The organism is Bosea sp. 685 (assembly GCF_031884435.1).
In the GTDB taxonomy this organism is placed as follows: Bacteria; Pseudomonadota; Alphaproteobacteria; order Rhizobiales; family Beijerinckiaceae; genus Allobosea.
The window spans coordinates 1,888,849-1,901,403 of record NZ_CP134779.1 but is presented as its reverse complement, the minus strand read 5'-3'; the positions used below and the strand labels follow the sequence as shown (position 1 = coordinate 1,901,403).

Annotated in this window: 13 protein-coding genes; 4 read left to right on the top strand and 9 right to left on the bottom strand. The window is 63.1% G+C overall.

Going from position 1 to position 12,555, the window contains the following annotated elements; translation table 11 throughout:
* The first annotated feature begins 87 nt into the window (after positions 1-87).
* Positions 88-744, top strand: a complete 657-nt coding sequence (locus RMR04_RS10300) for an extensin-like domain-containing protein (protein ID WP_311914567.1) — start codon at positions 88-90, stop codon at positions 742-744.
* Between the two features lie 327 nt (positions 745-1,071).
* On the opposite strand, the gene RMR04_RS10295 is transcribed toward RMR04_RS10300, so the two are convergent.
* The 3 genes from RMR04_RS10295 to RMR04_RS10285 all read right to left on the bottom strand — a co-directional run bounded on the left by RMR04_RS10295 (position 1,072) and on the right by RMR04_RS10285 (position 3,539).
* A complete protein-coding gene (locus RMR04_RS10295; RefSeq protein WP_311914566.1) occupies positions 1,072-2,178 on the bottom strand; it encodes an extracellular catalytic domain type 1 short-chain-length polyhydroxyalkanoate depolymerase in 1,107 nt (368 codons plus the stop codon).
* A gap of 17 nt (positions 2,179-2,195) precedes the next feature.
* Positions 2,196-2,588: a CopG family transcriptional regulator gene (locus tag RMR04_RS10290; RefSeq protein WP_311914565.1), complete on the bottom strand. Its 393-nt coding sequence runs from the start codon at positions 2,586-2,588 to the stop codon at positions 2,196-2,198.
* A 78-nt stretch (positions 2,589-2,666) separates the two neighbouring features.
* Positions 2,667-3,539, bottom strand: coding sequence for an alpha/beta fold hydrolase (locus RMR04_RS10285; protein WP_311915790.1), 873 nt, complete (start codon positions 3,537-3,539; stop codon positions 2,667-2,669).
* 219 nt (positions 3,540-3,758) lie between these two features.
* Here RMR04_RS10285 and RMR04_RS10280 point away from each other — a divergent pair, with 219 nt between their 5' ends.
* Positions 3,759-4,034 carry a hypothetical protein gene (locus RMR04_RS10280; RefSeq protein ID WP_311914564.1) on the top strand — a complete coding sequence of 92 codons (276 nt, stop codon included), beginning with the start codon at positions 3,759-3,761 and terminating at the stop codon, positions 4,032-4,034.
* 157 nt (positions 4,035-4,191) lie between these two features.
* Complete coding sequence (locus tag RMR04_RS10275) at positions 4,192-5,166, top strand: LysR family transcriptional regulator (protein WP_310156558.1); 975 nt, start codon at positions 4,192-4,194, stop codon at positions 5,164-5,166.
* A gap of 51 nt (positions 5,167-5,217) precedes the next feature.
* Here RMR04_RS10275 and RMR04_RS10270 read toward each other — a convergent pair whose 3' ends face one another.
* The 6 genes from RMR04_RS10270 to RMR04_RS10245 form a co-directional block, all read right to left on the bottom strand.
* On the bottom strand, positions 5,218-6,051 hold the full coding sequence (locus tag RMR04_RS10270) for an ABC transporter substrate-binding protein (RefSeq protein ID WP_311914561.1): 834 nt from the start codon (positions 6,049-6,051) through the stop codon (positions 5,218-5,220).
* A gap of 40 nt (positions 6,052-6,091) precedes the next feature.
* A complete protein-coding gene (locus RMR04_RS10265; protein WP_311914559.1) occupies positions 6,092-6,871 on the bottom strand; it encodes an amino acid ABC transporter ATP-binding protein in 780 nt (259 codons plus the stop codon).
* 13 nt (positions 6,872-6,884) lie between these two features.
* On the bottom strand, positions 6,885-7,790 hold the full coding sequence (locus RMR04_RS10260) for an amino acid ABC transporter permease (RefSeq protein ID WP_311914558.1): 906 nt from the start codon (positions 7,788-7,790) through the stop codon (positions 6,885-6,887).
* 152 nt (positions 7,791-7,942) lie between these two features.
* A complete protein-coding gene (locus RMR04_RS10255) occupies positions 7,943-9,259 on the bottom strand; it encodes a M20/M25/M40 family metallo-hydrolase (RefSeq protein WP_311914556.1) in 1,317 nt (438 codons plus the stop codon).
* A 233-nt stretch (positions 9,260-9,492) separates the two neighbouring features.
* Complete coding sequence (locus RMR04_RS10250) at positions 9,493-10,692, bottom strand: mandelate racemase/muconate lactonizing enzyme family protein (protein ID WP_311914555.1); 1,200 nt, start codon at positions 10,690-10,692, stop codon at positions 9,493-9,495.
* 58 nt (positions 10,693-10,750) lie between these two features.
* The gene (locus RMR04_RS10245; protein ID WP_311914554.1) at positions 10,751-11,704 is read right to left on the bottom strand and encodes a dihydrodipicolinate synthase family protein; all 954 of its coding nucleotides are present in this window, start codon (positions 11,702-11,704) and stop codon (positions 10,751-10,753) included.
* A gap of 133 nt (positions 11,705-11,837) precedes the next feature.
* Between RMR04_RS10245 and RMR04_RS10240 the strand changes: the two genes are divergently transcribed.
* A complete protein-coding gene (locus RMR04_RS10240) occupies positions 11,838-12,545 on the top strand; it encodes a FadR/GntR family transcriptional regulator (RefSeq protein ID WP_311914551.1) in 708 nt (235 codons plus the stop codon).
* The last annotated feature ends 10 nt before the right edge of the window (positions 12,546-12,555 follow it).

The window sequence follows — 12,555 nt, the reverse complement described above, 5'->3', positions numbered from 1 at the left end:
CTGGTACCGGCCTCGTCTGCGCCGGCCGCTCCGGATCGTGCCGTTGGGGCGAAACGATCAGCGCGCCCGACGCGAACCTTGATAATCATGCCCCTGCCGCCGCGGCGCCCGGCCGAGTTCGCACCTGACCCGAAGGCGAAGGCCGCCTCCACGCCCTCGCAGGCGGAACTATCGGAGAAATCACCGGGCCCATCAGCCTGCGTCGGGACGTTCAAGGAGCGCGGTGGCGTAGCACTTTCCCCGGCACCAGCCAGCAGCTCCGGCGACTGCGGTATCGACGATCCGGTCACGTTCGAGCGTATCGACAGGCCGGACGGATCCAAAGTCGAGCTGGACAGCGCGATCACGGTCCGCTGCTCGTTTGCGCTCGAAGTCCTGGCATGGATTCGCGACGACCTCTCGGAGATAGCCGCAGGTGAGAACGCCAAGCTCGCCACTCTGGCCGGTGTCGGTGGACATGCCTGTCGTCCACGCAACGGTGTCGCGGGCGCTCCGATCAGTGAGCACGCCAGCGGCAACGCGCTGGATGTCAGCGCGTTGAAAATGCAGGACGGGCGCATCATCCCGCTGGCTGGCCGCGACGCGGCGACGCTGTCGATGCGTGGCGCGATCAGCAAGAGCGCGTGCGCAAGATTTACGACCGTTCTCGGGCCGGGATCTGACAGCGCCCATAAAGATCACCTCCACCTCGACATGCGGAAGCGCTCGCGCGACTTTCGAATCTGCCAATGGACGGTCGAATAAGCGAGCGCGTCTGACCAGGTTGCTCGCCGCGTCGCGGAAGCCGACTCGGCCTCTGAGGATTGGATAACGCAGGGCAGCGCTCGCGATAAGGCCGATGCCGACGGTGATGCTTAGAGCGTTTTCGAGCGAAGTGGCTACCGGTTCGCGTGAAGAAAACGCGTTAAAACAAGGGGCTAGAGCTGTTGAACGATCCAGTTGGATCGGAAACCGCTCTAGGCCAGCGCGCAACCACCGTCCCCTCGGCCGGAAAGGTCCAATATGCGACGCCGGTTCGGATCAGCCCTCGATAAGCGCTCCGCCTGCCTTTTGCATTCCCCCGGTCTCTCCTCAACTTTGGAGGAAAAATCGGATCATCTCACGCGAGGCATCGGGGCCTGTTGCGTCTGCAAAGCTCCCTTTATTGTCACCGCCCGACCAGGCGTGGCCACTGCCATGAACGATCCAATACTCGGCGATCGCGGGACCGGTTGCCGGGCCGAGCAACGTCCGGGTGACGCGTTTGCCGTTTACGATGCCATCGGTCGTGACCTCCGGCAGCTTCCCATGGCGAGACTGCGCTCCGTCGAACAGCATCTTGCCATTTGACGGGTTGACCGTGACATCGGCGTCGCCGTGGAAGATGATCTTTCTGCCAGCCATTTCTCGCGCCTGATAGGCCGCTTTCGAGGAGCCCTTCATTGCGGCGAATGCCGACATGACGTCGCTGGCTGCCCCATGCGGCAGGCCCGAATGAATGCCGGCCGCGGAAAAGACGTCGGGATAGGTCGCAGACAGCACATCCGCCATTGCGCCACCTGCCGACAGACCCGCAACGAAGACCCGCTTGCCATCGATCTTGAAGTCTGCGGCCAGTTCCTGGGCCAGGCCCGCCAGTACCGCGGGCTCGCCTGAACCACGCCTCTGATGACGTGTATCGAACCATTGCCAACAGCCTTGCGCGTTGGCCGATCGCGGTTGGTGCGGATAGGCGACGATCAAGCCGAATTCGTCGGCCAGTGCGTTCATCCGCGTCCCGCGCGCAAAATCGTCCGGGTCCTGCGTGCAGCCATGCAGCATCATGACCAGCGCCAGTTCCCGCTCGGCATGGCCCGCTGGTATGTAAAGTTTGTACGTCACCGATCCGGCCGCAGCCTGAAAGTTGCGTTGGCAAAAGCGCTCGTCATCGTCTGAGGCATCAGGACCGCGCTTGGTCTCCGCTGCGGCGTGCTCGAACTGACCTCGCTCGTTGCGAAGTGTTCGCAGGACATCACCAAGCCGGCGCGGGAGAGGAGCCTTGAACCCGACCGCGCTTGCCTTGCCGTCTTCGGCGCGCCGTTGTCCTTGCGGGGCCTCGCCGGAGAGCGCGCGCTGCACCGCAGCCGTTGCGCCCGCGACGTCGGCCGTTCGGAGGCGGCTCATGGCTTCGCCGATAGCGGCGTGAAAGCGCGGGTTCATGGGAAATGTCCTTTGTGTCATGTCAGGCGGTCGGCCAAAGCGGCCTTGATCTCGGGAGCAGCATGCAGCGCGCCGAGAACCGTCAGGGAGGCGATGGCGTCTCTGGCAAGCTTCGGAGAGACGTCGTTTGCGATGATAGCCAGGCCCAGAACCCGGATCTCAAGGCGTTCACCGGCGGCGATGACCGCCTCCAGATCCTGCCGGGTGAAAGTTCGCAGTCCAAGTTCGAGAGCCAGCCGCGTCGTGGCTTTCTCCGCGACCTCGGCATGCGTCGAAAGCTGGTTACGGATCGCCGTGCGAATGAAATCCGAGCGGTTCGAGTAAAAGCCATCCCTGACTAGGAGGTCGATACGGCCAAGGTCCACGAAGCCCAGATTCAGGGTCAGTTTTTCGCTATCGGGCGTTTTCATGTTTCATCCATATACCATCCATACGGATGGTATATGGATGTCGGCACGCAGATATCAAGGCACAGCTCTCGATACGCGCTACGGTCCTGGCCTGTCGGTGCGCATGAAGCGGAGCAACTCCGCCGCCAGCCGATCAGGCGCCTCCTCGGCCATGTGATGCCCGCTATCGATGCCATGGCCGCGCAGGTCCGGCGCCCAGGGCCTCCAGACCGCCAGTACATCACCGTATACATCCTCCAGATCGTCGCGCAGCGACCATAGGCTCAATACCGGACATCTCAGGACCTTCCCTTGGCGGCGATCCTCTTCGTCATGCGCGCGATCAATGCCGAGACCAGCTCGATAGTCTTCGATCATGCCATGCACCGTCTCGGGGTCGCGGATCGCGCGTTGGAAGTCAGCAAAATTCTCGATGCCCATGGCCTCCGGCGAGCCGCCATACCAAGCGTCGGGATCAGCGAGAATGGCCCGCTCCGGCTTGTCAGGCTGCGCAAAGAAGAACCAGTGCCACCATTGGCGCGCAAATCGTTCGGTGCAGCGTTCCAGGGCCTCGATAATCGGGACGCCATCGAGAATGGCGAGAGAGCTGACCGATTCCGGGTGGTCCATCGCCATGCGGAAGGCGGTGTACGAGCCACGATCGTGGCCAACCAGAGCAAAGCGGTCAAAGCCCAACGACCTCATCAGGGCGATGCAATCGCGAGCCTTGGCGCGCTTTGACGAACCGGAATGATCGGCGCTATCCGGAGGTTTATCTGACTGGCCAAAACCTCTCAGATCCGGGCAAACGACCGTGTGGGTCCGCGCGAGAATAGGCGCGACACGATGCCAGGTCGTGTGGGTGCGTGGATGTCCGTGCAGTAGCAGCACGGGCGGCCCGGCTCCGCCGTAGCGGACGCGCAATGTCGCTTCGGGCGTTTCAATAAAGTCGAGTTTGAAATTCTCGAACACAGCCGCCCCGCTTTTGCGCTGAGACATGAACGGCCCTCGGGAGCGAGCGTTCCAAAATTTCTGGTCTCCCCAGGGAGCGGGAACGCAAACTGGCTCGCGGCCGGTTCCGTGGGCGGTGAGCTAAGCTGATCCCACCTCCTTTTCGAACTCGGTTACACGCGTTTTGTACATCTCCCTCGCCCGTCGGGCGATGGCAGCAGGAATGGCAGGGACGATCGCGTGGAGCTCCATACTCTGCCGCGGCTCGACCTGGCGCTGTCATCTCCCGAAGGCCACGTGGACATCGTCGGCGAGGAGGATGACGACCAGTTCACCCTTGCCTGGATCGAAAGCGGCGAGCCAGCCGCGGAGCAGTCAAGCGACGGCGACGGTTTCGGCACTCTTCTCGCAAGGGCCACCGTAAAGGGGCAACTTGGCGGCGAAATCCTTCGCGACTGGAGGCCGGAGGGATTGTCAATTCGCCTGACTGTCGCCCGCGATCGCCTGGGCATGTAGGCGGCCCGACACGCGACATGACGCCAGCTCTCGACAGTGCCGGCGTCCCTCGTCATGACGCAGGACACCGGCCGGCAAGGGCAAAAAACTCCCGCTGTAAGCCTGGGCGGGAAGCCTCTATCATCGGATGCCTGCCAGACCGCTCAGATCGAGACACATGACGACGTCGCAGAAGCTGGGATTTGATCTTTGGCAATTGGAGATCTTTCGAACGGTCGTCGCCACCGGTAGCCTGACAAAGGGCGCGCGGCGGGTCGGATTGACGCAATCGGCGGTGTCGCAGGTTGTGGCCAATCTCGAAAAAGCCATGGGTGTCACCCTGCTCGACCGCGACATCCGGCCCGTACAGGCGACGACGGCTGGCCGGTTGCTCATGGAAAAGGCGCATGACTTGCTGGAGCAGGCCCGCGAGCTTGAGACGGCTGTCAAATCCTCCGCCCACCATGTGATCCCGACCTTGCGGATCTCGATGGTCGCCTCGCTGACCACGACGCTCGGGCCAGATTTCGTCCGGGAACTGGGCAAGAGCGTCAAACGGTGCTCGCTGTTTGCGAACATGCGGGGCATCAGCGAGGAACAGTTCCAGGCTCGTGAAATCGACATCCTCATCGGCGTCGATCTTCTCAGGGAAGTCGATGCGGCCATCACGATTCCGCTCCTGATCGAGCCCTACGCCCTGGCGCTGCCTGCCGAATGGGATATCGAGGTCCGGTCTTTGGCCGATCTCAAGGGTCGCAATTTCATTCGGCATACCCATCGCACGAGTGCAGGCCGCCAGGTCGAGCAGGTGATCCGGCAGTTGCGGCTGGAGTTTCCCCGCGAGTTCGAGAGCGATACGGCCGACACCATCGCAACCATGGTGTCGGCGGGTCTCGGCTGGTCGATCACCACGCCGCTGATGGCGCTGCAGACGAAGGAACGCATGACCGGGGTGCGGCTGCTGCCACTGCCGGGCATCAAGATACGCCGGCGTATTGACCTATATTCCCGGAAATCCGAACTCGGCGCGATTCCGCAAGAGGTCGCCCATGTTCTTCACGTCCTGCTTCGGGACAAGATTGCGCCCAGCCTGCACGCCATTGCTCCGTGGATGGGTGATCAGTTCCACGTCTTCGAGCAGCCTCGCGGTTGACGTGCCGGGAAGGCAGCCTGCGGGACAGCAATCCCGCAAGCCTGTAACCGGTTACTTCAACGGCACTTCATTGATGGAAACCTCGGTGATCGCGCTGGGCTGCACCTCATATTTGGCGACGATCTTGTTGTAGGTCCCATCAGTCAGCATCGCCTTGAGTGCGCCCGCGACGGCATCGCGCAAGGCGCCATTCTTTTTCGCCACCCCGATGCCTTGGTAGGTGATGGCAAAGGGAGTTCCGAGGAGCTTGTAGGTATCGGGGTCGAGCTTCATCAGGTAGGGAAGGCTCTCATTACCCTGGGCGCCGGCATCGATGCGGCCCTGTCGGAGCTGTGCCCGCGCATCGGCTGAACCTTCCGTACCCAGCACCTTGATTGCAGGCTTGCCGGCCTTGACGCACCACTCCTGGCTCCAGGCATCGATATCCTTGGGAAAGTTCGTGCGGCGGCTCGCCCCCACCGTCTTGCCGCAGAGGTCGGTGGCCTCCTTGAATTCGCCCGAGCGCTTGTGCTGGACGAAGAACTGGACCCCGGACTTCATATAGTCGATGAAATCGACCGTCTCGCGGCGGGCGGGGAGATCGTTCATCCCGCCGAGGATGAGATCGATCCGGTCGGTCGTGACCCCGCTGATCATCTGCTCGAAGCTGGTGTCCTGCCATTCGATCTTGATGCCCAGCTTCTCGCCGATGGCATTGCCGATTTCGATATCGTAGCCGGTGAGCTGGTTGGTCGCCGGATCCTTGAACGTCACGGGCGGGTAGTTCGGCGTCGTGCCGATGACGATCTTCCCCGCGCTTTTATATTTCTCGGGCAGGGCTTGGGCATGAGCCGCAGTGGCGCTGAGCACCAGCAGGGCTCCCGTGGCGATGACGGCGAATTTCATTGTCCCACTCCTTTATTGTCGTTGATGATCTCGAGGCAGCTCAGGCGCGCACCGCCGAGATGAAATCCTGGGTGCGTTTTTGGCGTGGCGAGGACAGCAGGTCCTGGGCGAGGCCGACCTCGATGATCTCGCCCTGATCCATGAAGACGATGCGGTCGGCGACCTCGCGCGCGAAGCCGAGCTCATGCGTCACCACGACCATGGTCATGCCGCTCGTGGCGAGGTCCTTCATCACGGACAGGACGTCGCCGACGAGTTCCGGGTCGAGGGCCGAGGTCGGCTCGTCGAACAGCATGATCTCCGGTCGCATGGCGAGACCGCGCGCGATCGCCACACGCTGTTGCTGCCCGCCCGACAATTCGGATGGATAGGCGTTTTCCTTGTCGGCCAGGCCGACCTGGGCAAGCAATGCCCGACCACGTGCCTGGGCCTGCTTCAACGGCTCGCCCAGGACCTGCACCGGGCCTTCCGTGACGTTTTCCAGCGCCGTGAAGTGAGGGAACAGGTTGAAGCGCTGGAAGACCATGCCCACGCATTGCCGCTGCCGGGCGATCTCGGCGTCCGTCAGATGATAGAGTTTGGTCCCTTCGCGGCGATAGCCGATCAGTTCCGCATTGACCCAGATGGCACCGCCATCGATCTGTTCGAGCTGATTGATGCAGCGCAGAAGCGTGCTCTTGCCTGAACCGGACGGGCCGATGATGCAGACGACTTCGCCGGCATCGACCTCCAGATTGACGTTTTTGAGAGCGTCGAAATTGCCGAAGCGCTTGCAGACGTCGATTGCCCGGACGATGGGACTGGTTGAGGGGGAGTTCATCTCGCGCCTCCCGTCACAAGCCGTGGCGGACGGCGGCGACGCCGCGCCCGAAATAGCGCTCGACGAAGCTCTGGCCGAAACTCAGCACCGAGACGATGACGAGGTACCAGATGCTCGCGACGATCAGGAGTTCGAGCACGCGGGAATTCGCGTAGTAGATCGTCTGCGCGGCATGGAGCATTTCAGAGTACTGGATCACGCTCGCCAGCGAGGTCAGCTTCACCATTCCGATGAACTCGTTGCCGACGGGCGGAACGATGACGCGCATCGCTTGCGGCATCACGATGCGCCTCAGCATCCGCAGGCGGGTCATGCCGATCGCCTGGGCTGCTTCATATTGGCCGCGATCGACGGAGAGGAGGCCCGCTCGGACGACCTCGGATGTGTAGGCGCCCTGCTGGATGCCCAGGCCGAGCAATCCGGCGACGAACGGCGTCATCACATCGACCGTGCGCAGGTCGAAGAGACCGGGGAAAGCGATCCGGGGGAAGATCAGAGCCAGGTTGAACCAGATCAGCAACTGCAGCAGCGCCGGCGCGCCGCGAAACAGCCAGACATAGAGCTTCGCCACGGTGCTCAGGACGGGGTTCTTCGAGAGGCGCATCACGGCGAAGAGCACGCCGAGAACGACCCCCAGCAGCATGGCGCAGATCGCGAGCAGGATGGTGTTGGCAAGCCCGGTCATGATGGCCGGCGCCGTCAGAAACAGGCCGACATAGCGCCACTCGATATCGCCGACGGCAAAGGCCCGGATCAGCACCGCCAGGACCGCGAGGATCGCGACGGTGGCGAGGATCCGGCCATAATGGCGCCGGGGCACGATCGTGTAATGGGCGATCTTGTAGGCGTCAGCCGGCAAGGCGGACTGTAGAGCGGAGATCGCGCTGCCCCCGGCGGGGCCCGTGTTGGAAGGCGGCATGCGTCACCCTCCCCTTCGGCCGTGAAGCCGCGCCTGCTGATGCAGCGCCTGGGTCGGCTCGAATCTGCGCGTCATCGGCTTCATTACGTTGTCCCCTCGGCCTTTTTTGCTCGGCGCCGATGTGTATGCCGCGCGCTGCGTCAAACGGCGCGTTACGCCGGGCGCGGATCGGAGCTGATGTTTTGGCTGGTGTTTTGGGACAACGCGGCGCCCGTATTGCCGAGATAGTCCAGGACGCACATCACCTGCAGTTTGAGCACGGCGATGGCCTCGTCGATGGTGACGTGCTCGTCATCGCGTCCCATGCTGATCGGCGAAGGGCCGCAGATGATCGCGGGGATTTTGCGCCAGCGCCAATAGCGCGTGTCGGTACCCCCGAGGCTTGAAACCGGCGGCGCGTCATGCCCGAGCAGGGATTTGATGTTGCCGCGCAGAATCGTCGCCATCTCGCCGAACGGATCGGTCATGCTCGCGGGATAGCTGTGGTCCTCGTTCACGACCATCTCGCAGCCATGCTCTGAAGCCAGCGTTTCGAGATCGCGTCGGATGACGTCGCGGTCGGAGCCGATCGGTACGCGGATGTCGAGATGCGTGCTGCATCCGGTGGGAATCTGCGTCGCCTTCTGTCCGCCCTCGATGATGCCGACATTGACGGTGATGCGGCGCGCGATATCGCCTGCGCCCTTGCCGAGATTGGCATCCGCCGCAGCGATCGTTTCAGGCGATGTCAGGACCGCATCGATCTCGGGAGGCAAGGTCGCGAGCTTGAGATGGTAGCGCTCATAGATCGCAGCGACGAGCTTGCAGATCGCCTCGATTGGGTTGGGCGCGCGATGCGGATAGCCGCCATGCCCTCCCGCGCTCCTGGCGGAAAGCTGGAAGCGCAGGGTTCCCTTCTCCGTGAAGCGCAGATTGGCCAGCCCGCTGGGCTCGCCGTTTAGGCAGCAATCTCCGGCGATTTCATCGGCGAATTCATCGAACAGATATTTCGTGCCGTATCGTCCACCGGACTGCTCGTCGGAGACGACCGTCAGGGTCAAGGCGCCGCTGAGATGCTCGCTATAGGGATAGAGATAGCAATAGGTCAGGATCGAGGCGAGCGTCCCTGTCTTCATGTCGGAGGCGCCGCGGCCCATGATCTTGCCATCGACGATAGCGGCGTCCCACAAGCGTTCATTGGTGACGGGGAAGACGTCCATATGCCCGTTCAAGACGAGATGACGGCCTGGTCTGGGCGCGTCCCAGCGGCCGATGATATTCGGCATGTCGTCCCTGAGAGCGACAGTCCTGTGCGGGCTTCCGAATTCGTCGAGGATGCTGCGGACGAAATCAGCCGTCTCGCGCATGTCACCTGGCGGGTTGACGCTTTTGATCTGAAGGAACCGCTGGAGCAAGGCGATGATCTCGTCGCGCCTTTCGTCGATCATCTGGCAAAGTTCGGCTTTGATGGCCGCGACATCTTTGGACATGGGAAACCTGCTTGCCGTGACGATCTCCGGGGGCTGGGCGAGCCGAGCCCCGGTCGAGTCATCAAATCACAGCGCAGGAAGGTCCAAAGGTATTATAATAATATCTAATTCAAATAATCGATATTGCTAATGCCTTCGTTTTGCAGGCTGGCACTGCACTCTCCCGCGAAATGCGCGCGAGAACGGTCACTCGCTGGGCTAGCTGATGCGCCGAGCCACCCATTAGGCGCGCATCAAGGTTTCCAGTGGTCGTCCGGCGGTGGATCCCAATCGTTCAGGACGCAGCTATAGACGGCGCTCCCGTCGAAGGGATAGCGCGCTTCCATCTCGGGGGTCAGGGTCAGGCCGAGGCCCGGCGCGGTGGGGCGCAGCAGGCGGCCTTTTTCGATCCGCCCCTGATCGCCGATCATCTCGCGGCCGAGCGGGAAATCGAGCATCGGGAATTCCACCAGCCCGCCGCCGCCGGCAAAGGCGGCATGGTAATTCGCCATGATCGCGGCCGCTCCGCCCCAGGCATGCACGACGACATCGATCTTGAGCGCGTCGGCCACAGTGAAGATCTCCATCACCGCGCTGACGCCGCCGATCACGGAGGCGTCGGGCTGGACGAAGGCATAGGCGCCGACGCGCATGCGCTCGATCATCTCTTTCGGCGTCGTGATGATCTCGCCGCCGCAGACAGGAACGTCGATGCGCTGGCGCAGCGCGCGGAACGCCTCGGGGCTGTCGGGACCGACGGCCTCTTCGAGGAACAGCATGCGCTGCTCCGTCCTGGCATGCACGGCCTCGACGAAGGCGACGACATCATCCACGGGCTGCGGCGGATCGGCCAGATTCTGGCACATGTCCACGGCCACGCGAATGCCGCGCCTGGCCGCTTCCTCCAGCGCCCAGACGGTGCGCCAGATGTCGTGCTTGAGCGAGCGGATCTTGTAGATGCCGATGCCCTTCGCGCTCAGCAGGTCGAGCTCGCGGATGAACTGGTGCTTGGCATCGCAGCAGCCGCCACTGCCATAGATCTGGATCGAGTCGCGTTTCGCGCCGCCGAGCAGCTCATAGACGGGCACGCCGAGGCTCTTGCCCCTGGCGTCCTGCAACGCGGCCTCGAACGCGCTGATGACATGGCGCGCCGCGCCCTGGAGCGACCAGTAATCGCACAGCGAGCGCAGATCCTTGACCCGCCGTGGAATGTCGAAGCCGTCCTTGCCTAGCATCAGCGGCGTGCAGAGATCGACGATCGATTTGAAGACCAGCGGCGCGAACACGGCGAGATAGCCTTCGCCGATGCCGGTCACGCCATTGTCCAGCGTCACCTCGACCATGCCGATCGTGCGCTTCGGCCCGTTCGGGAAACAGGCCTTGATCTCGCGCTCATCCGCATCGGCATAGGGCGAACTCAAGAGGACGCAGCGAACTCTGGTGATCTCAGGCATCGGGCTCCCTCGTTTCGACAACGGCCGCCGTTTCGACCACGGCAACACATGGCCTGGCTCAGCGCGCGTCCATGATCTCCGGCATCATGCGCCGCGCGATCGGCCTCAGCCGCTCGGCCTCGGCTGCCTCGATCCAGCGATAGGGCCGGCGCAGGCGCGGACTAAGGGGCGCCCAGTTGCCGATCGCGGCGAGCAGCTTGTCGAGGGCGGCGTTGGAATAGCCATGGTCGCGCCGGAACGGCAGGATATGCGCGTCCATGAATTCGCAGATGCGCTGCTCGATCTCGCATGCCCCTGCAATGTCTGTCCGCATCATCTCGGTCCATAGCTGCGCGCCGCGCGGGCTGAGGCAGGCGACATTGGAGAAGGCCCCGGCCGCGACGCCAGCCTTAACCCCGGTCGCGAGATGGTGGCCCGGCACATACAGCGCCCAATCCCGCAGATGCTTGTCGGCCGCCGCGTACCAGTCAGCATCGCCGTCGGCCAGCTTGACACCGACGACCCCGGGCACCTGTTTCAGCACGGCGGCCAGCGTGGCCGGCGACAGCACGCGCTTCGCATGCGGCGGATTGTAGAGCACGAGCGGAATGTCTCCCGCCGCCTCGGCCGCCATCTGCAGGAAGTCCACGGCCTCGGGATCGGTGACCGGCCACCAATCCGGCAGGATCACCTGGATTCCATCGGGCGCATGCGCAACGGCCCGGCGCAGCCGGTCGAGCGCCAGGCTCGGATCGGGCTGGCAGGCGCCGATGACGAAAGGAGTCCTCGACCGGCTGCAGCGTTCGGCCAGGATGCGCTGGATTGCGTCGAATTCGGCCTCGGTCTGGTTGCAGCACTCGCCCGCGGTGCCGTTCGAATAGATGCCATCGACCTTGGCAGCGATCAGAACGTCGATCTCGTCGGCCAACCCCGACAGATCGATGGCGCCGTCGGGCGCGATCGGCAGCAGCAGCGTCGCCCAATTGCCGCGCAATTTGCCCCACCTGCCCGCTCGTTCGAGCTTCCCGGCCATCTTCGTTTCCCGTCTCGCCGGCTTGTTGACTTAAGGGATATCCTACAAGTAAATATCGATCAACCAATGGACGGCATCCGCCAGTGCTCGGAGAAGGCACCCCGCGCGCCACCCATGACGAGGTCGAAGGCCCGTGAACCGGACGATCAAGCCTCTGGTGAAACCGCAATCGCTGCACGTCTCGGTGCTCGAAAGCGTCAAGGCCTATATCGACGAGAGCGGTCTGCCTCCGGGCAGTCCGCTTCCGCCGGAGAACGACCTCGCCCAACAGCTTGGCGTCAGTCGCAATTCGGTGCGCGAGGCGGTCAAGGCGCTGGAATCCGTCGGCATCGTCGAGACCAGGCGCGGCATCGGCATCTTCGTCAGCGACTTCTCCTTCGCCCCGCTGCTCGACAACCTCGCCTTCGGTCTGCGTGGCCGGCTCGACGATTTCGAGGAGCTCCTGACCATTCGCCGCGCGCTGGAAGGCGCGCTGATCGGCAGGACGGTGGAGGTGATCGGCGCCGACGACATCGCCGAACTGCGCGCCATCACGGCCCAGATGAAGGCGAGCGTCGATGCGGGCAAAAGCTTCCTGGAGGAGGACCGGCGCTTCCACCGCACCTTGTTCCGCTGCCAGAACAATCAGCTCCTACTGAAGCTGCTCGACATCTTCTGGCAGGCCTTCGTCAAAGCCTCGGACTTCTTCAATCTCGAAAACCGCGATCCCGTCGCCACCTGGCGCGATCACCACGAGATCGTCGAAGCTGTCGCAGCGCGCGACGCCGAAACGGCGCGCGAGCGCCTCGACCACCACTATCACGGCATCTCAAAAATAATAGCAGCCAGCAAGGCGAGCTAATGGGAGGTTA

What these genes read in the sequence shown, in the direction of transcription:
- RMR04_RS10265 (WP_311914559.1), bottom strand. Translation starts at nt 6,871, where the DNA reads ATGAACTCCCCCTCAACCAGTCCCATCGTCCGGGCAATCGACGTCTGC.
- RMR04_RS10245 (WP_311914554.1), bottom strand. Translation starts at nt 11,704, where the DNA reads ATGGCCGGGAAGCTCGAACGAGCGGGCAGGTGGGGCAAATTGCGCGGC.
- RMR04_RS10260 (WP_311914558.1), bottom strand. Translation starts at nt 7,790, where the DNA reads ATGCCGCCTTCCAACACGGGCCCCGCCGGGGGCAGCGCGATCTCCGCT.
- RMR04_RS10295 (WP_311914566.1), bottom strand. Translation starts at nt 2,178, where the DNA reads ATGAACCCGCGCTTTCACGCCGCTATCGGCGAAGCCATGAGCCGCCTC.
- RMR04_RS10250 (WP_311914555.1), bottom strand. Translation starts at nt 10,692, where the DNA reads ATGCCTGAGATCACCAGAGTTCGCTGCGTCCTCTTGAGTTCGCCCTAT.
- RMR04_RS10300 (WP_311914567.1), top strand. Translation starts at nt 88, where the DNA reads ATGCCCCTGCCGCCGCGGCGCCCGGCCGAGTTCGCACCTGACCCGAAG.
- RMR04_RS10270 (WP_311914561.1), bottom strand. Translation starts at nt 6,051, where the DNA reads ATGAAATTCGCCGTCATCGCCACGGGAGCCCTGCTGGTGCTCAGCGCC.
- RMR04_RS10290 (WP_311914565.1), bottom strand. Translation starts at nt 2,588, where the DNA reads ATGAAAACGCCCGATAGCGAAAAACTGACCCTGAATCTGGGCTTCGTG.
- RMR04_RS10255 (WP_311914556.1), bottom strand. Translation starts at nt 9,259, where the DNA reads ATGTCCAAAGATGTCGCGGCCATCAAAGCCGAACTTTGCCAGATGATC.
- RMR04_RS10275 (WP_310156558.1), top strand. Translation starts at nt 4,192, where the DNA reads ATGACGACGTCGCAGAAGCTGGGATTTGATCTTTGGCAATTGGAGATC.